At 44.4% G+C, this 18,916-nt stretch carries 17 protein-coding genes; 4 read left to right on the top strand and 13 right to left on the bottom strand.

What is annotated here, in order from left to right; genetic code table 11:
- Positions 1-75 precede the first annotated feature (75 nt).
- A complete protein-coding gene (locus ACED42_RS10860) occupies positions 76-2,010 on the bottom strand; it encodes an ATP-dependent DNA helicase RecQ (protein WP_371702528.1) in 1,935 nt (644 codons plus the stop codon).
- A gap of 145 nt (positions 2,011-2,155) precedes the next feature.
- Here ACED42_RS10860 and ACED42_RS10855 point away from each other — a divergent pair, with 145 nt between their 5' ends.
- The 3 genes from ACED42_RS10855 (at position 2,156) to ACED42_RS10845 (ending at position 5,162) form a co-directional block, all read left to right on the top strand.
- A complete protein-coding gene (locus ACED42_RS10855; RefSeq protein ID WP_017096215.1) occupies positions 2,156-2,629 on the top strand; it encodes a GreA/GreB family elongation factor in 474 nt (157 codons plus the stop codon).
- 88 nt (positions 2,630-2,717) lie between these two features.
- On the top strand, positions 2,718-3,512 hold the full coding sequence (locus ACED42_RS10850; protein WP_371702526.1) for a YggN family protein: 795 nt from the start codon (positions 2,718-2,720) through the stop codon (positions 3,510-3,512).
- Between the two features lie 288 nt (positions 3,513-3,800).
- A complete protein-coding gene (locus ACED42_RS10845) occupies positions 3,801-5,162 on the top strand; it encodes a sodium-dependent transporter (RefSeq protein WP_012603370.1) in 1,362 nt (453 codons plus the stop codon).
- A 159-nt stretch (positions 5,163-5,321) separates the two neighbouring features.
- On the opposite strand, the gene lipA is transcribed toward ACED42_RS10845, so the two are convergent.
- The 12 genes from lipA to leuS all read right to left on the bottom strand — a co-directional run bounded on the left by lipA (position 5,322) and on the right by leuS (position 18,099).
- Positions 5,322-6,287, bottom strand: coding sequence for a lipoyl synthase (gene lipA, locus ACED42_RS10840; RefSeq protein ID WP_009848385.1), 966 nt, complete (start codon positions 6,285-6,287; stop codon positions 5,322-5,324).
- A gap of 4 nt (positions 6,288-6,291) precedes the next feature.
- Complete coding sequence (lipB, locus tag ACED42_RS10835; protein WP_012603371.1) at positions 6,292-6,951, bottom strand: lipoyl(octanoyl) transferase LipB; 660 nt, start codon at positions 6,949-6,951, stop codon at positions 6,292-6,294.
- Positions 6,952-7,146: 195 nt separating this feature from the next.
- Entirely contained in the window at positions 7,147-7,425 is a 279-nt protein-coding gene (gene ybeD, locus ACED42_RS10830; RefSeq protein ID WP_029223108.1) for a DUF493 family protein YbeD, read from the bottom strand.
- 232 nt (positions 7,426-7,657) lie between these two features.
- Positions 7,658-8,839 carry a serine hydrolase gene (locus ACED42_RS10825; protein WP_012603373.1) on the bottom strand — a complete coding sequence of 394 codons (1,182 nt, stop codon included), beginning with the start codon at positions 8,837-8,839 and terminating at the stop codon, positions 7,658-7,660.
- A gap of 93 nt (positions 8,840-8,932) precedes the next feature.
- The gene (locus ACED42_RS10820; RefSeq protein WP_371702524.1) at positions 8,933-9,772 is read right to left on the bottom strand and encodes a septal ring lytic transglycosylase RlpA family protein; all 840 of its coding nucleotides are present in this window, start codon (positions 9,770-9,772) and stop codon (positions 8,933-8,935) included.
- A 3-nt stretch (positions 9,773-9,775) separates the two neighbouring features.
- Complete coding sequence (gene rodA, locus ACED42_RS10815; RefSeq protein ID WP_371702523.1) at positions 9,776-10,897, bottom strand: rod shape-determining protein RodA; 1,122 nt, start codon at positions 10,895-10,897, stop codon at positions 9,776-9,778.
- Positions 10,897-12,789 carry a penicillin-binding protein 2 gene (mrdA, locus tag ACED42_RS10810; protein ID WP_012603375.1) on the bottom strand — a complete coding sequence of 631 codons (1,893 nt, stop codon included), beginning with the start codon at positions 12,787-12,789 and terminating at the stop codon, positions 10,897-10,899. Before mrdA ends, rodA begins: the two co-directional genes overlap by 1 nt.
- 6 nt (positions 12,790-12,795) lie before the next feature.
- Positions 12,796-13,266, bottom strand: a complete 471-nt coding sequence (gene rlmH / locus ACED42_RS10805; protein ID WP_009848474.1) for a 23S rRNA (pseudouridine(1915)-N(3))-methyltransferase RlmH — start codon at positions 13,264-13,266, stop codon at positions 12,796-12,798.
- Between the two features lie 3 nt (positions 13,267-13,269).
- Complete coding sequence (gene rsfS / locus ACED42_RS10800; protein WP_009848475.1) at positions 13,270-13,587, bottom strand: ribosome silencing factor; 318 nt, start codon at positions 13,585-13,587, stop codon at positions 13,270-13,272.
- 64 nt (positions 13,588-13,651) lie between these two features.
- Positions 13,652-14,677: a DNA polymerase III subunit delta gene (gene holA, locus ACED42_RS10795; protein WP_371702521.1), complete on the bottom strand. Its 1,026-nt coding sequence runs from the start codon at positions 14,675-14,677 to the stop codon at positions 13,652-13,654.
- Positions 14,678-14,686: 9 nt separating this feature from the next.
- On the bottom strand, positions 14,687-15,343 hold the full coding sequence (gene lptE / locus ACED42_RS10790) for an LPS assembly lipoprotein LptE (protein WP_371702519.1): 657 nt from the start codon (positions 15,341-15,343) through the stop codon (positions 14,687-14,689).
- Positions 15,344-15,522: 179 nt separating this feature from the next.
- Positions 15,523-18,099: a leucine--tRNA ligase gene (gene leuS, locus ACED42_RS10785; RefSeq protein WP_371702517.1), complete on the bottom strand. Its 2,577-nt coding sequence runs from the start codon at positions 18,097-18,099 to the stop codon at positions 15,523-15,525.
- Positions 18,100-18,362: 263 nt separating this feature from the next.
- Here leuS and ACED42_RS10780 point away from each other — a divergent pair, with 263 nt between their 5' ends.
- Entirely contained in the window at positions 18,363-18,833 is a 471-nt protein-coding gene (locus tag ACED42_RS10780; protein ID WP_012603380.1) for a zinc ribbon-containing protein, read from the top strand.
- Positions 18,834-18,916 lie beyond the last annotated feature (83 nt).

Below are 18,916 nucleotides of genomic sequence, written 5' to 3'. Positions count from 1 at the left end.
CAAAATAGATGGTATTGAGAAGCACCGACTAGACTTGGTAGTCTAGTCAGTTTCTATATCAATACGTAAGATGCCTTATCTAGGAAGTTGTTTAACTCGCGCTAGCGTATCACTGAATGGTTGTTGCTCTAGCTTCCCGTATCCAACCATTTTGCTGGCTTTAAGCTTGGTTGAAAGTGGAGTTGCGATTCCGGATAGAAAACGAGTAATGGCTTCGTCGGTGATCAATTGTTGGCTTGCGGAAATGAATTCATGGGTCCATGTCATTACGGTCTCGTCGTCAACGGGTTCAACATCGACGGTTGGTAAAATTGCCACTTCACCACGGCATACAGAGCAATGACCGCAGTTTGTTGGTGCCTTATCATCGGCAAAGTAACTCGCTAGGCGTGAGCTTAGGCAGGTATCAGCCTCAAAGAAGCTCAGCATTTGGTTAAGGCGGTTGATCTCACTGTTCTCTTTTGCCTTAAACAACTCAGTTAAACGTTCCGATAACTGCATCATGTCTTCAGTGGTGTTGTGGATCGAATACACATCTGTGATCTGCTTACTTTCCAACTCAATCCAACCTTGTTCATTGAAATAATCGATTGCCGCAATCACACGCTGACGATCCGTTTGGAAGTGTGTCCACAGTGCGTCGAAGTCGACTTGGCACCATACTCTTGCTTGAGGAGAGCATTGGAAAATCGCTTCCACAAAATGACGACGTTCGCCTTGGAATTGCTCGGTGATCTGCTGCTTAGTACGTATGAATTTAAATTTGTAGTCAGCAAAGTAGCTGTATTTAGGCTCAATCACGCCTTCAATTTCGAGATACACCAGTAGCGTTTTAAGTGGTAACTGACGAATGTTGGACTCACGCGATAGTTGGTTGAGCATGATTTCCCATTGGTTTGTGCCAGAAGCCGCAATGTTTTGGTTTTCGTATATTTCTTTTAAGACCGTTTGAATTGATATGTTGTCTGGCGTGTCGCCAAAGACGAAGTTCTCTAGTGTACTTAGACCATATTTGTTGGCGAGAAGAATACATTCTGAAGGCTGACCATCTCTGCCGGCTCTGCCTATCTCTTGCGAGTAGTTTTCGATCGATTTCGGTAAGTCAAAGTGAATCACTCGGCGAATGTTGGACTTATCGACACCCATACCAAAAGCAATGGTTGCCACGATGCAGTTCACGTCATCGTTCATGAATTGATGCTGAATGGCATCTCTGTTTTCAGGCTTAAGACCGGCATGGTAAGCCACGGCATTAACGCCAGCATTACGGAGTTGCTGAGCCACCATATCTGCTGTCTGTTGAAGGGTGACATAAACAATAGTCGGAGCTAGAGAAGCTTGGTTAACGACATTGCACAAGGTTTCTAGTTTGCTGGTTTGTTCGCAAGGTTGAATCGACAGGTCGAGGTTTTGACGATAGAAACCCGTAACCACAACGCGTTCCTCATCAATTTCAAACTTCGACTTCATATCTTGGATAACCGATGTCGTTGCAGTAGCTGTCAGTAGCAGTACTTGTGGAATATTGAGCTGCTTTTGGTATTGGGGAAGCTTCAGGTAGTCTGGTCTGAAGTTGTGTCCCCATTCTGATATACAGTGTGCTTCATCAACTACGAGCATAGAGATGGGAACTTGGGAGATAAACTGACGAAAGCGTTCGTTCTTCAAGCGCTCAACAGAGATCATTAGGATTTTAGTATCGCCGTTACGCACGGATTGCATCACCTGTTGTGTGGTTTGTCTGTCTTGGCTTGATTCGATTGCAGCCGCGCTTATTCCCTTACTGTGTAAGAAGCTGAGCTGGTCTTTCATTAAGGCTAACAATGGTGATATCACTAAGGTTAAGTGCGGCAACTCTAGTGCTGGCAATTGGTAGCAAAGCGACTTGCCTGAGCCTGTTGGGAATATAGCGGCAGTCGAGTGACCAGATAGAACATTATCAATGACTTGCTTTTGCCCATTACGCAGTGAGTCGAATCCGAATACTTGTTTTAGCTTCTGCTCAATCATTTATGTTCTACCTGAGTTATTAAGTGTCGTATTGATGTTAAAGCGGGCGCCTATTGATGATTGCGTCGCTTGATGAATCAAATGTCTTGCACCTGATTGTACCTAATTCTATTCTGTAGCTCCTATAGAAAAGCACCCCAATAGTATGAATAAGTCTGAGCTTCGCCAAATAATCATAGAGCAACTCGAATCCCGATTACGTATCGCACAATCTGCTACTCAACGCGCTATTGATGCTGCGACCGATGAAGAGACTGTGCCTGAGCATAAGTACGACACTCTGGCTCTAGAAGCTTCGTATCTTGCTCACGGTCAAGCTGTAAGAGTGCAAGAGTGTGAAGATGACATTCAGTGTTATCGTAACTTAGTGCTGCGTGATAGTGAGAGGATTACAGTGAGCAGCTATGTTGTGGTCATTGACGAGCATGATCAATATAAACATTTTTTTATGGGGCCGAGAGTCGGTGGGCTTTCTGTTACGTGGAATAACAATGAAGTTGCTATCGTGACGGAAAATGCACCTTTTGGTCAGGCTCTAATGGGGAAAGAAGTCGGTGATGAGATTGAGTTTAAGGTCGCAGATAAACAGTTTTGCTATGAAGTAATATCTATCGACTAACTGAGTAACGGATATATATAAAACGTTTCTCTGACAAAGAAGCATATACCAAGGGTATAGTAATCTGTCAGATTGATGAGAGGATGTTATGAAAAACAATGTATTTATGAAAAACAAAATGTTTATGAAGAACAGTGTATTAATCGCATCGTTAACAGCGGTAATCTCTGTTGTGAGCCTGCCAACTTTTGCTGCTCAGTGTCGAGTTGATTTGAAAAATGAATTGCGAATCGATGACCAGAAAGTCGAAATCCACCAAGTGAATGGTGATACTGCCGTTTTTGATGGTAACAACGACTTATATATCCATGGTGAGAAGGTTGAGCTTGATGCCGACCAACAAGCGGCGATTGAGAAATACCGCGAAAAAGTGAGTGAGTACTTGCCACGAGCGAAACAAATGGCTAACGATGGCTTAGCGTTAGCGAATGACGTTATTGATGACATTGCTGCTAGCCTAGATTCACCGGAATCATTTGATAATGTAAAAGAGTCAATGAAAACCTACTTTGATGAACTGGAAGCTCGTTACTACAAAGATGGCGAGTTAGTGTTACCAGCAGACAGTTTTGATTCGATGGTCAATGGTTGGTCTGAAGATTTCGAGAAGGCTAAGGAGATCTTTAACCAAGAATTTATCTCTAGCGCTTTTAATGCGATGTCAGAAAAAATGAAACAAGATGGTGGCTTAAATCTTACTGAATTGGCTGACAGCATGGCTGCATTAAAGCTTAAAGTTGAAGAGCGCATGAAAGAACACTCTCAACAAGTGCAAGAGGAAGCGAATGAGTTCTGTGATTCTCTTGATGAGATGGCAGAACAAGAGCAACAGCTGCATGAAATCATTCCGAACCTAAAAGACTATCAAGTCTTCACGATCTAATCTGAATCTAACTATAAGTCACAAGAGCACCATTTGGTGCTCTTTTTGTTCGTATAAATTGAACAAAAAGACGAATATTCATCTCAATTCAATCAATTGTCTCTCTAGTCCTGAACCTTGCTTTACTGCTTATAAGTAAACGATAAGACCGGTCATTTGTTAATTTAATGGTTCTAAATAGCGCATTTGTTGTAAAAACTAGAAGATTGCTCATTTATTAGTTGTACCTATCATTGCTTTTGATTACTGTACTTCCCAACTAGTTCACTGATTTTTGATGCGGGCAATATGGACCAACAATCTTCCTCTTCAAGAGAGCACTTTAGCTCTCGTTTGGGTTTTATTTTAGCAGCGGCGGGTGCAGCTGTTGGCTTAGGTAATATTTGGGGTTTCCCAACCCAAGTCGCCAGTAACGGCGGTGGTGCTTTTCTGCTTGTTTACCTAATTATGATTTTCGTGGTTGCTTTCCCTATGCTAGTGGTTGAGATGGCTATTGGTCGACATGGCCAAGCAAACCCTGTCGATAGCATGCGTTCTTTGACTACAAACCCGTTAGGCAAGAAAGTCGGTGAATTTGTCGGTTGGATTGGGTTGAGTGTTCCAAGTGCAGTGCTAGCGTTTTATAGCATTGTCGGTGGTTGGTTGATCTGCTTCCTAATTGGTGCTGTCGCTGACCTGATTGGTCTAGAGGCTGCTGCTGATTGGTTTAAAGGCTTCAGTGTTGAGCGCAATGTTTTTGGTACCGTCGCATTCTATGTACTGACTATCTTGATTGTTCAGGGCGGTGTTAAGCAGGGGATCGAGAAATGGTCGACCCGTTTGATGCCTGCGCTATTTGTGTTATTTGGCTTATTGTTTGTTTACATCATGACGCAATCTGGCGCGATGGAAGGCCTAAAACATTACCTTGTTCCAGACTTTGAGAAAGTGTGGGATAGAAAACTGATTCTGGCGGCAATGGGACAGGGCTTCTTCTCGCTCACTATTGGCGGTTGCTCGATGTTGGTTTATGGCTCTTACTTAAGTAAGAAAGAGAACCTGCCAAAAATGGCAATGAACGTTACCTTAGTTGATACCGCGGTTGCTTTTATTGCGGGTTTAGTCGTGATGCCTGCGATGTTTGTTGCGATGCAAAAAGGTGTTCAAATCTATGCTGAAGATGGCTCATTACTGAGCTCTGATACCCTAGTATTTACGGTTCTGCCTTTGATGTTTGATAGCTTAGGTATGCTGGGTCAGGTCTTCGCAATTGTATTCTTCTTATTACTAACGATTGCTGCACTTACTTCATCGATTTCAATGTTGGAAGCCCCTGTCGCTCTTGTTAGTGAGCGTTTCAAGACTAGACGAACGCCAACAAGTTGGGTAATTGGTGGTGCTATCGCATTGTTCAGTGTGGTGATTGTTTACAACTTTGCTGCGATGTTTGGCATGGTAGCGATGATTGCGACTCAGTACCTTCAACCAGTCGCTGCACTGATGTTCTGTGTGTTTGGTGGTTGGGTATGGAGCCGAGCGTCAAAAGTGAAAGAGCTTGAGCAAGGTTGTCCTGACTTTCAACTTGGTTGGTTTGGTAAGGTTTGGCCAATGTATGTGAAGTTTGTGTGCCCAATTTTAGTCGCAACGGTTATCTGGGCATCATTTGGCTAGTAGACCATTTAACATCTAGATGATTAGACTTGCAGTTCAAGGCTACTCTTAATGAGTGGCTTTGTTGTTTTTGTATCGAACAAGCTTGTTTTGCTCGATAGAAAAAAGGCGCTGAATATAAAATTCAGCGCCTTTTTATTGTTCGTTAAGCAATCGTGATTACTTAATTTCCATACCTTGTGCTTGCAAGTCTGCATGGTAAGAAGAACGTACAAACGGACCACATGCTGCGTGAGTGAAGCCTAGCTCTAGAGCAATCTCTTTCAACTCATCAAACTCAGAAGGCGGCACGTAACGTTCAACTGGCAAGTGGTGACGGCTTGGTGCTAGGTACTGGCCTAGTGTCAGCATTGTTACGCCATGTTCACGAAGATCTTTCAATACTTGAACGATCTCTTCTTTCGTCTCACCAAGGCCCATCATCACACCTGATTTGGTTGGGATGTTTGGATGCTGCTCTTTGAATTTTCTTAACAGATCAAGAGACCACTTGTAGTTCGCACCTGGACGCGCTTTACGGTATAGACGCGGCGCCGTCTCTAGGTTGTGGTTGAAAACATCTGGTGGATTGTCTTTCATTAGTTCAAGCGCAACGTCCATACGACCACGGAAGTCCGGAACCAGTGTTTCGATACGAATGTTTGGGTTTTGCTCGCGAATTTCGCGGTTACAATCAGCAAAGTGTTGAGCACCGCCATCACGTAAGTCATCGCGGTCCACTGAAGTGATTACAACGTACTTCAGTTTCATGTCTTTAATCGTCTTAGCCAGTTTCTTCGGCTCTTCGGCTTCTGGAGCATTTGGTCGACCATGGGCAACATCACAGAACGGGCAGCGACGAGTACAGATAGCGCCAAGAATCATAAACGTTGCCGTGCCGTGGTTAAAACACTCAGCTAGGTTAGGGCAAGACGCTTCTTCACAAACTGAGTGCAGGTTGTTTTTGCGCATTGCAGATTTGATTTCTTGAATACGATGGCTGTCTGAAGGAAGTTTAATCTTCATCCATGCAGGCTTACGTAAAACTTCTTTCTGTTCAGCAGGCATATTCTTTACGGGAATTAATGCCATTTTGTCAGCGTCACGATATTTAACGCCTTTTTCCATTTGGATTGGTTTGCTCATGATTTTATGCTTCTGCTGTAATGTTACTGGTGGCTTGAATGTCTACTTGGTCATAGCCGAGTAGTTCTACGAGCTCTTGTATTAACTGTTGCTCAACGTTTTCTAGTTCACTTGGACCGCCGAGTTGGCTTACTTGCGCCATTTCCATCCCTTGGTAACCACATGGGTTAATACGTTGGAATGGAGACAAGTCCATATCGACGTTGAGTGCTAGCCCGTGGAACGAGCAGCCGCGTCGAATTCGTAATCCGAGTGAACAGATTTTCTTGCCATCGACATAAACACCAGGAGCGTCAGGTCGGGCAGTTGAATCTATATTGTAAGCTTTCAGAGTATTGATTACGAGGTTCTCAATATGAGTAACCAAATCACGCACTCCAAATTTCTTGCGGCGGATGTTTATCAGAAAGTAAGCAACTAATTGGCCTGGGCCGTGGTACGTCACTTGGCCACCGCGATCGCTTTGTATCACAGGGATGTCACCGGCATTTAATACATGCTCAGCTTTACCTGCTTGTCCTTGAGTGAAAACTGGGTTGTGTTCAACCAACCAAATTTGGTCTACGTCTTCATCCGTGCGTTCGTCTGTGAACTTATGCATGGCTTTCCATACAGGTTCGTAATCCTGACGACCTAATTTTTTTACGATTAGCTTATTTTGCAAAGCGGCACTTCCTCAAGGATTAATAAAGTGAGCGCATTATAAACGCGAAACAGGTTTCTAACTACAGACGGACAGCAAGGTTTTTCAACTTTCTTTGTATTTATTGAAAATTAAGTTGAGTGCTTTGGAAGGGGAGCGAGGGTTTCAAACAAAAACAGCGGCAATAAGCCGCTGTTTTTCATGCGTAATCGAAAGTTACAGAACCATACGAACGATTTCGATTTCGCCCAGTTCTTTATATAGCGTTTCTACTTGCTCAATTGAAGTCGCAGTAATATTGATAGAAACAGAGTGGTAGTTACCTTTCGCACTCGGTTTTAGAGTTGGGCTGTAGTCACCAGGAGCATGACGCTGGATCACTTCTAGCACTAGTTCTGTAAGTTCTGGCTTAGCGTAGCCCATAACTTTGTAAGTGAATGAACAAGGGAACTCTAAGAGGTCTTTTAGTTTTGCATCAGAATTGATGTTCATGATTAGCTCCAAAAGGCTAGACTCTCGCAAATTGGCGAAATGTCGATAAAAAGCGTGTTCGGTCAACAGACACGAGTAATAAGGCGGAATATTACGTGTAAATATCACCGAACTCAAGATCAACAAAAACCGCACATGGCGGCTTTTGTTGCGCTAATGAGCAAATCATGAACCTACTCATTAGGTTAGCTATACAGCAAGCTTAGATTTTACGTAGAACAAACTGTTGACTGGTTTAGAACAAGCCTTTAAACAGCAGTACTAGGTAATCCCACAGGCGGCTAAATAGGCTGCCTTGGTCTACATCTTCAAGTGCAAGTAGTGGGTATTCAGCAACGTCTTCACCGTCGACTTGGTAGAATAGTTTGCCCACAACGTCGCCTTTGCTGATTGGTGCTTCTAGCTCTTTCTCAAGAACGAAGCTTGCCTTCAGGTTCTTAGCTTGGCCACGAGGCAGAGTCACGAACGTATCTTCGTCGACACCTAGTGCAACCGTGTCCTTGCTACCCATCCAGATCTTCTCTTCTACGAAGGTTTCTCCAGCGGTGTGTGGTGCCACTGTTTCGAAGAAGCGGAAACCGTAGCTAAGCAGTTTTTTGCTTTCTGTTTTACGAGCGTTAGCATTCTTGGTGCCCATAACAACAGCAACTAGGCGCATTTTACCTTCGGTTGCTGAGCTTACTAGGCTGTAACCTGCATTGCTTGTGTGGCCCGTTTTAATGCCATCAACGTTCATGCTCTTATCCCATAACAGACCGTTGCGGTTGTACTGGGTGATGCCGTTGTAAGTGAATTTCTTTTGTGAGTAGATGCGGTACTCATCAGGAACATCGCGAATCAGCGCCTGACCTAGTAGCGCCATATCGTAAGGCGTTGAGTAAAGGTTAGGGTTGTCTAGACCGTGTACGTTAGCAAAGTGCGTGTCTTTCATTCCGATAGAGCTCGCCCATGCGTTCATTAAGTCAACAAATGCATCTTCAGAGCCAGCAATATGTTCAGCCATCGCAACACAAGCATCGTTACCTGATTGAATAATGATACCGCGGTTCAGCTCTTCAACTTTAACGGTTGTACCCACTTCAATGAACATCTTAGATGAATCAGGGAAGTTTTTAGCCCAAGCATTTTCACTGATAACAACATCGTCGTTTAGGTTGATGTTGCCGCGCTCTAGCTCTTGGCCGACTACGTAGCTCGTCATCATCTTGGTTAAACTTGCTGGAGAAAGTTGAGTGTTCATCTCTTTCTCTGCGAGTACTTTGCCTGAATGGTAATCCATCAGAACAAATCCCTTAGCAGCGATTTGAGGAGCGTCAGGAACAATAATAGGAGCGGCGAATGACGATGTTGCTATCGTTGCAGAAAGTGCAACTGAAGTAGCAAAAATCGATTTAACAAGTTTATTAGATTTAATCATTTTGAATGCAATTATTAGGTGAACTATTCATATATTAACAGAATCACTCTGTCACACCAGAGCGCTGATTACCAGAAGTAACTGTTAGATAAATTAGCGAGTTAGCGTGTGTTTTTTTATATAAGCTGACGGGTAACCCATTAGCTTAACTTGTTCTAATTTTTCTTGAGTCAGAGCATAGTCATGAAATGGGCCAAGCATCAGGCGGTAGTTATCATCATTTGGCTGCAAGAACGTTGCTACAGCTAACTTTTCGCCTAGATCTTTGGCTAACTTCTCGGTTCTATCTTCATGTGGAGAAGTGGCTACTTGAATAATAAATTGAGGTAAAGCCGCCTTTTTATTTGCGTTGGTTGGCATAGCCACAGTGATGACTTCTATCTCAACATTTGCCGTGCCTGTTCTCAATACATCGAGTTTGTATGCCGCGGCATAACTAAGGTCAATGATTCGCCCTTCATGAAATGGGCCTCGGTCATTGATGCGCACAATCGTCGTTTTGTCATTATCGGTATTCGTCACTTTTACATAGCTCGGAATCGGCAATGTTTTGTGTGCCGCAGACATCGAATACATGTCGTAGATCTCGCCATTCGACGTTAAATGACCATGAAATTTCTTACCGTACCAAGAGGCTTTGCCTTTCTCAGTAAACCCTTCTGTCTTCTTTACGATCTTGTAGTCTTCGCCACGCAAAGTGTAATCCGTGTTACCACCTAAACTATAAGGTTCATACTGAGGGTGAGCATCCTCGAGATGCTCTACTGAGATCGGTGCGTCTGGTGCAATATCTGAATCTATATCGTAGCGGCCTGTTGGTTCTGTCGAAGAACAACCGTTTATAACAACGGCTAGGCTCACTATAGACACTAGTTTTTTTATTGGCAGCTCATTAACCAAAGATGTTTTTATAGGAGTTACTTTAACAGACATCAATTAGGTCGCCTTTGAGAATGCTTTTCTGTGTGTATGGATTGACATTAAAATACCGAAACCGGCCATAAGGGTAACCATAGAGGTACCGCCATAGCTGACCAGAGGTAGAGGGACACCAACCACAGGTAGAATGCCGCTTACCATACCAATGTTTACGAAAATATAGACGAAGAAACTCAGTACGATACTGCCGCCCATCATTCGCCCAAATGCTGTTTGAGCTTGGCTTGCAAGCACTAAGCCACGGCCAATAATGAACAGATAGATAGCGAGCAAAAACAAAATACCAATCATGCCCCACTCTTCGGCGATGACCGCAAAAATAAAGTCGGTATGGCGCTCTGGAATGAACTCTAGTTGAGATTGAGTACCTTGCAGCCAACCTTTTCCTGATATACCACCAGAGCCAATTGCAATCTTACTTTGGATGATGTGATAGCCTGCACCTAATGGATCTGATTCAGGGTCAAAAAGGGTTCTTACACGAACTTTTTGATATTCACGCATCAAGAAGAACCATAAGATTGGAATAAACCCACCCAGTGCAATCGCGGCACTGGCAATGATCTTCCAACTAATACCTGCCAGGAATATCACGAAGATACCGGACGCTGCGATGAGTATCGATGTGCCTAAATCGGGCTGTTTAGCGATAAGGATTGTAGGTACAAACACCATCACTAATGAGATAGCTAAAGTTTGGAAAGTGGGTGGCAGTGAGCGCTTACCAATAAATCGAGCCAGCATCAAAGGTACTGCAAGCTTCAATAGTTCAGAGGGTTGGAATCGAATAAAGCCGAAGTTTAACCAGCGCTGTGCACCTTTAGAGGCCTCGCCAAAGAACAACACTCCGAGTAGTAGAATAATGCCGCCCGCAAACAGTAGTGGAGCCAAGGTCTCATAAGTACGAGGCGAGATTTGCGCTAAAAAGATCATCACACCTAAAGACAGCACCATACGCATCGCTTGGCGATCCATCATCGCAAGGCTTTGTCCGCTTGCGCTGTACATGATCAATAGGGCAAAGCCCATTAAAACCAGAATGCCAAGCAATAGCGGCAGGTCGATATGCAGCCGTTCAAATAGGGCTCTATTTCGTCCAGTTGAAGGATCAAGTTTCATTATTTTATTGGCTCACTTTCATAATCTTCTGCAAGAATAATATGGTCTAAAATTCTTCTTACAACTGGGCCACCATTTGATGAACCACCACCGGCATTCTCCAAAACGATAGTTACGACCGCTTCAGGATCTTCAAAAGGCGCATAACCGGTGAAGAGGGCATGATCGCGTAAATGTTCTGCGATTTCATCTGCGTTGTATTCTTCATCTTCTTTTAGACCGAATACTTGTGCAGTACCTGATTTACCAGCAGTTTGATAAGACATTTTTTGGAATGAGCGTCTTGCTGTGCCTTTCTTTCCGTGGTTTACCAATCTCATGCCTTCTTGCGCGATATCCCAGTATCTCTGCTTAACACCAGTTACCGGAGGGTACGTTTCGATTTCAGATATCGTTTGTTCATCGAACGGTTGACCGTTCTCAATTGTCGCGCGTAGTAAATGGGGAGCGGTTACCTCTCCTTCATTGACCAATACTGAAGTCGCTTTTGCAATCTGCATTGGTGTTGCTGTCCAGTAGCCCTGGCCAATACCGACAGGGATGGTGTCACCTTGATACCAAGGTACACGGTGTCTGGCCATTTTCCATTCGCGAGTGGGCATATTCGCTTTGCTTTCTTCGTAAATGTCGATGCCAGTGTAATCACCAAAACCGAATAACATCATCCATTTAGATAAGCGATCGATGCCTAAATCAAATGAAATTTGGTAGAAGAAGGTATCAACCGATTCTTCAATGGCTTTCTCTATGTCAACGACACCGTGTCCCCAACGTAACCAGTCGCGGAACGGCTTCGTTTTTGAGTTTGGAATCTTCCAATAGCCCGGGTCATTACGCGTCGTGTTCGGAGTAATTACGCCTTCTTGCAGAGCTGCGACGGCAATGAAGGGTTTGATCGTCGATGCTGGCGGATAAATTCCTAGCGTTGCACGGTTAACTAAAGGTCGGTCTTTGTCTTGAAGCAGGGCATTATAACCTTTCGAGGAAATACCATGCACAAAGGCATTTGGGTCGTAGCTTGGGCTGGAAACCATGGCTAATACGCCATTGTCTTTCGGGTCGAGAACCACGGCTGAACCACGACGTCCATCAAGCAGTTTATGCACGTATAGCTGAAGTTTGATATCCAAGTTGAGCACGATATCTTTCCCCGGAGCCGAAGGTACAAATTTAAGAGTGCGGATCACTCGTCCACGGCTGTTTACTTCGACTTCTTGATAGCCAGCGGTGCCGTGTAGCATGTCTTCGTAATAGCGCTCAATGCCGAGTTTACCGATATCGCGGGTGGCTTGGTAATTGGCGTCTTTCTCTTCACGAACCAAGCGCTGCATATCACGGTCATTGATGCGAGATACGTAGCCAATCACGTGAGTTAACACATCACCATAAGGGTAGAAACGTTTTAGCGTCCCTGTCACTTCAACGCCTGGGAACTTATGTTGATTTACAGAAAAGACCGCCACTTGTTCTTCGGTAAGCTGATTAAGAATAGGTACTGATTTGAAGCGACGTGAATTACGACGATCACGATTAAAACGTTCGATACGCTCCGGTGGTATGTCGATTAACGCTTGTAAACGAACAAGCGTATCTTCCATGTTTTTGACTTTTTCTGGGGTGATCTCCAGATTAAAAACGGGCCGGTTTTCCGCAAGAAGTACACCGTTGCGGTCGTAAATTAAACCACGATTGGGTGCGATTGGAACGACCTTGATGCGGTTGTCGTTGGAGCGGGTTTTATAGTCCTGATATTGATTAACTTGGATGTTGTAAAGGTTCACAACCAGCAAGCTCATCATCACTATAATCCCTGCAAACGCAACAAAAGCACGACTAGTAAATAGTCGTGCTTCTGCTTTGTAATCACGAATTTGGCTACGTTTACGTAACATTAACGCTTATTCTCGATGATAAGGGTGGTTAGCAGTGACGCTCCAAGCTCGATATAAGCTTTCAGCCATGATAACGCGTACTAATGGGTGAGGGAGAGTAAGTGCTGATAGAGACCAGCTTTGGTCTGCTGCCGCTTTACATGCTGGTGCTAATCCTTCGGGCCCGCCAATAAGGATAGAAACGTCACGGCCATCCAACTTCCAACTTTCCAATTGCTCTGCGAGTTGAGGCGTATCCCACTTTTTACCTGGGATATCGAGTGTGACAATGCGGTTACCTTTTGGAACTGCAGCTAACATTGCTTCGCCTTCTTTTTGAAGAATACGTGCAATATCGGCATTTTTACCGCGTTTTCCCGCAGTGATTTCAATGAGTTCTAATGGCATATCATGAGGGAAGCGGCGTTTATATTCTTTAAAGCCTTCTTCAACCCACTTTGGCATTTTTGTACCAACTGCGATTAACTGGATCTTCAAAGCTTAGCCCCAAAGTTTTTCTAGTTGGTACAGCTCACGATGCTCTTCTTGCATAACGTGAAGCATGCTTGTGCCCATGTCTAGAACAACCCATTCACCTTCTTTTTGGCCGTCCATGCCAAGGGGATTCATGCCAGCCTTGCGCACTTCATCAGCAACGTGCTGTGCAATAGAGGCAACATGGCGCTTAGATGTACCAGTACAAACAATCATGTAGTCAGTAACACTTGATTTGCCTTCTACATCGATAGTCACAATCGATTCTGCTTTCATGTCGTCGGCTTTGTCTGCAAGAAAATCTTTTAGTTCTTCACGTAACACGGGGTGTTCCTTTAATCTGAGTTTAGCTTTTTAGGGTCTGTTGACCCTAGAATATACCACGCTTTTATGCGTGAAATGGGATTGAAGCTGAAGGGATACAAAACTCTACGCTTAACTGATGAATTAGTGGCCAAGGCGACTGTTCATATTGTGTTTTTGTCATCAATTCTACTTGAGTGAGTAGCGCAAACAGGGAGTGTAATTGAGATATCGAAACTCTTGTTAGCGCGGCGTTATAAAGAGGTTTTTTGGATTGCCAGATACGGTGCTTTTCAAATACCTGCGCGATTGGCATCTGCTTCATTTGTTGCTGCATTTGTAATAGCAGAGCAAGCTCACGTTGTATGCTGCGCAATAAGATAACGGGTTCGACACCTTCGGCTTCTAACTGACGCAGGATTCGCTGTGCACGGTTGCCTTTGCCTGCTAATAACGCATCACTCCAATGGAATGGCGTAAAATGGTTGTGTCGACTCAGCGATTCTTCTAAACGTACTAATGTGAGCTTTCCATCTGGGTATTGGAGAGCCAGTTTTTCTAGGCTTTGGGTGAGCGCAAATAGATGACCCTCATGCCATTGCGCCAACATTTGTATCGCTTCAGGATCCGGAGATAAGCCGATCTGACGACAGCGTGTTTGGACAAACTGAGGTAATCGGCTAACGTCTGGGGTTAGGCAGCTGATCCAGTGGCCTTGATTCGAGAGTGCTTTAAACCACTTAGCGCTTTCTTGAGCTTTAGTGAGCTTGGTTCCCACCAAGATCAACAAGATGTCGCTATGAATATGCTCTGAAATTGCGAGCAGCTCTTTTGCTATTGCGGCATTGACCCCGGACTCTGGCAATTCAAGTTCGATGAGCTGACGACTAGAGAATAGGCTCAATGCTTGAGTGCAGTCGTAAACTTGATTCCAGTCGAGACTGCTATCAATAGCAAAGCGGTGGCGTTCTTCGAAACCTTGCTCTTTGGCTGTCTTTTGAATCGCTTCTCGGCTTTCCTGCAGTAGTAAAGGTTCGTTACCAAAAATTAGGTAAACGTTGCTTAACTGCTTAGCAAGTTGCTCAGATAAACGATCAGCAAAAATACGCATTAAATAAACCTATTGCTCGACAGTTACGCTAGGCTCAGCATCAGGTACTGCACTTGCGTCGACCTCAACATCGTCAATTTCGATGTTTTTGATGTTGTACTGTTTTTCTAGCTCTTTTACTTGAACCTGTTCAAGCTCTTCTAGGTTCATATTTCCTGCGGCAATAGTCGCTTTCAGTCGGGCCATTTGACGAAGGATTTGGCTTGTTGCAAGCTTGCGCATTTCGTCTTCAATCATGTCACGCTCAACCGATTTTGCGAGTGCCGTTAGTGGGTTGTCTAAATAGCTTCGGGTTACGCTAGTTGAGAAGGTATTGGCTCCTAATTCTGGGATCGTTACGCGGTATGAAGCGTTAAGCGTCAGCTCTTTCTCAGCGGCACGAGTATTTTGGTATAGCGACAAAGTACGTTCCCCCACTCCTTCACCAAGAATATGTAGGTTAGGGATATTTTCAGCTGGTGGCACAATTTCTACATCATTCATACGCAGCTGGCTTTTCATCATACGTGTAAACGTACTGTATTGGTCGTAACTGGTCACAGAGATCTTGTTGAGCTCTTCTGGTACGGAGTAATCACCACGTAGGTGGAAACCACAGGCACTTAGCAGGCTAACGGTTAAAACAACAATAGTAACTTTCAATGAAGATAGTAAATTCAGGCGCATTATTTTATGGCTCTCATGAAGGTAGAATACTTATTTAAAGGCTTTAGTTCGTTTGAGTTGTTAGGCTCAAGTCTAAAGCGCTTAAATAAGTAGACAGGGCTATTAGCTACCCTGTCTACAGACTGCTTTTGATGAATTAAGTTCGTTAATTCTTCAGTAATTGCACTGTGCTAACGAAATTAGTTAGCAACGATGTTTAGAAGCTTACCAGGTACGAAGATAACTTTACGGATAGTTAAGCCATCTAGGAACTTCTTAGCGTTCTCATCGTTTAGACCAAGTTCACGAACTTGCTCTTCGGTCGCATCAGCAGCAACAGTCAGTTTCGCACGTAGCTTACCGTTGATCATTACAACGATAGTCTTCTCGTCTTCAACTAGCGCTTTCTCATCAAACGTTGGCCATGTTGCTGAGTCTACGTTTGATTCACCAAGCGCAATCCACATTTCGTAAGAGATGTGTGGCGTCATAGGGTAAAGCATACGTACAACTGCTTTTAGCGCTTCATCAAGGATTGCACGATCTTGTACAGATTCTTGAGGTGCTTTCGCGAGCTTATTCATCAGTTCCATGATCGCAGCGATTGCTGTGTTGAACGTTTGGCGACGGCCGATATCGTCCGTTACTTTCGCGATAGTCTTGTGGATATCACGACGAAGTGCTTTCTGGTCACCAGATAGAGCAGAAGCATCAACAGTTTCAGCTGCACCTTTAGCAGAGTGAGCGTGAACCAGCTTCCAAACACGCTTAAGGAAACGGTTTGCCCCTTCAACGCCAGACTCTTGCCACTCAAGCGTCATGTCTGCAGGCGATGCAAACATCATGAATAAACGTACTGTATCAGCGCCGTACTTGTCTACCATCTCTTGTGGGTCGATACCGTTGTTCTTAGACTTAGACATTTTGATCATGCCTGAGTGCTCAACGTTGCGGCCTTGGTTGTCGACAGCTTTTTCAATGCGGCCTTTCGCGTCACGGTCGATAGTCACGTCAGTTGGAGCAATCCACTCTTTCGTGCCTTTCTCGTTGGTGTGGTAGAACGCGTCAGCTAGAACCATACCTTGACATAGAAGTTGCTTGAACGGTTCATCAGATGTCACGTAACCAGCATCACGAAGAAGCTTGTGGAAGAAACGAGAGTAAAGCAGGTGCATACAAGCGTGCTCAATACCACCAACGTATTGGTCAACTGGCAGCCAGTAGTTAGCTTTCTCTGGATCTAGAATGTCGTCAGCTTGTGGTGAACAGTAACGTGCGTAGTACCATGATGATTCCATGAACGTATCAAACGTATCAGTTTCACGTAGCGCAGGTTCGCCATTGAATGTGGTTTCAGCCCAAGATTTGTCAGCTTTTATTGGGCTAGTAACGCCATCCATTACCACGTCTTCTGGAAGAATGACTGGCAGTTGGTCTGCTGGTACTGGGTGAACTTCACCGTCTTCAGTGGTTACCATTGGGATTGGAGCCCCCCAGTAACGTTGACGAGAAACGCCCCAGTCACGTAGACGGAAGTTTACTGTTTTCTTACCTTTGCCTTCAGCTTCAAGCTTCGCAGCGATTGCATCGAATGCTTCTTGGAATGCAAGATCATCGAATTCACCAGAATCGAACAGTACACCTTTTTCAGTGTAAGCCGCTTCAGACACATCTAGTTCAGAGCCGTCTTCTGGCTTGATTACTGGAATGATATCGATGCCGTACTTAGTTGCGAATTCATAGTCACGTTGATCGTGAGCAGGAACCGCCATTACAGCACCTGTGCCGTAATCCATAAGAACGAAGTTAGCTACGTAAACAGGAACAACACGACCGTTAAGAGGGTGGATAGCCGTTAGGCCAGTATCCATACCTTTCTTTTCCATCGTTGCTAGTTCAGCTTCAGCCACTTTGGTGTTGCGACATTCTTCAACGAATGCTGCAAGATCAGGGTTGTTCTGTGATGCTTTCTCTGCAAGAGGGTGACCTGCAGCGATACCAACATAAGAAACACCCATTAGTGTATCAGGACGTGTTGTGTACACTTCTAATGGCGCTTCTTCACCGTTAACAGCGAAAGATAGCTCAACACCTTCAGAGCGGCCGATCCAGTTGCGCTGCATGGTCTTAACCATTTCAGGCCAACCTTCAAGGTTGTCTAGATCGTCTAGTAGCTCTTGAGCGTACTCAGTGATTTTAATGAACCACTGTGGGATTTTCTTTTGTTCTACCGGAGTATCACAACGCCAGCAGCAACCGTCTTCTACTTGCTCGTTTGCAAGAACCGTTTGGTCGTTTGGACACCAGTTAACAGAAGATGTCTTCTTGTAAACTAGGCCTTGTTCGTAAAGCTTCGTGAAGAACTCTTGTTCCCAACGGTAGTACTCAGGAGTACACGTTGCGAATTCACGTTTCCAGTCGTAACCAAAGCCTAAAAGCTTAAGCTGGTTTTTCATGTATTCGATGTTTTCGTAAGTCCACGGAGCAGGCGCTGTGTTGTTTTTTACAGCTGCGTTTTCTGCTGGTAGGCCGAATGCATCCCAACCGATTGGCTGCATTACGTTTTTGCCTTGTAGACGTTGGAAACGAGATACCACATCACCGATGGTGTAGTTACGCACGTGACCCATGTGCAGTCGGCCACTTGGGTAAGGGAACATAGAAAGACAGTAGAATTTTTCTTTGTTTGGGTCTTCACTTACAACGAAAGTCTCGCTGTCATCCCAGTGTTGTTGAACCTTTTGTTCAATCTCTTGCGGGTTATATTGTTCTTGCATCGATGGTATCCGGTTATCTTGGAATTTGTGAGTTCGGTTAGAACAGAATCTTACAGATCGTCATAGAATACCTAAAGGAGCCTAGTACAACAATAGTTATACCCTTCATACTTGCAGTTGCTGCCTAGTAGATGGCGTAATTTTCACTGAATTTCGCAGGGCAACTATACTTAAGAGTATGAATTGCATTTGTTTGTGAGCGGGAGTGCATTGCGGCGCATCCGTTTGCTCGTTTCAAGGTTGGTTATCTTAAGGAGGTTATTATGCCGAAGAAAAAAGCACTCTATGAAGAAGTTGTTGAAGAGGTCATCGAAACGCTGAAGCATAGCCCTGAAGAGCTCAACAACAAAATCGAAACGTCAGGCAAGTATGCGAAAGCAGCCAACGACATGACCAAAGATGAACTATCGCTGATTTCAGCCTACGTGAAGTCGGACTTGAAAGAGTTTTCTGAAAGCTATGAAGAGAGTAAAAGCGGTCCATTTTACTTGATGATTGCAGACTCTATATGGCAAGGCCTTCTAGACATAACCGATCGAACGAAAGTTGAATGGGTTGAGTTGTTCCAAGATCTTGAACATCAGGGCTTATATCAAGCGGGTGAAGTCATTGGGTTAGGCACCTTAGTATGTGACGAGTGTGGCCATCAAACCGAATATAACCACCCAACCAATATCATTCCATGCATTAAATGTGGCTCTACAGGGTTTAGCCGCAAAGCACTTAAGCCGTAAACATGTAATTAACTTCAAACTGCGGCAATAAAAAAGGTTCATCGCGGCTTTCCGGGGAAAGCCGCTTTTATCTTCAAGAAGAA

Origin of the sequence: Vibrio sp. FF145, assembly GCF_041439075.1 — a bacterium.
Classification (GTDB): Bacteria; Pseudomonadota; Gammaproteobacteria; order Enterobacterales; family Vibrionaceae; genus Vibrio; species Vibrio tasmaniensis_A.
This window is presented reverse-complemented; position numbering and strand designations above follow the sequence as displayed.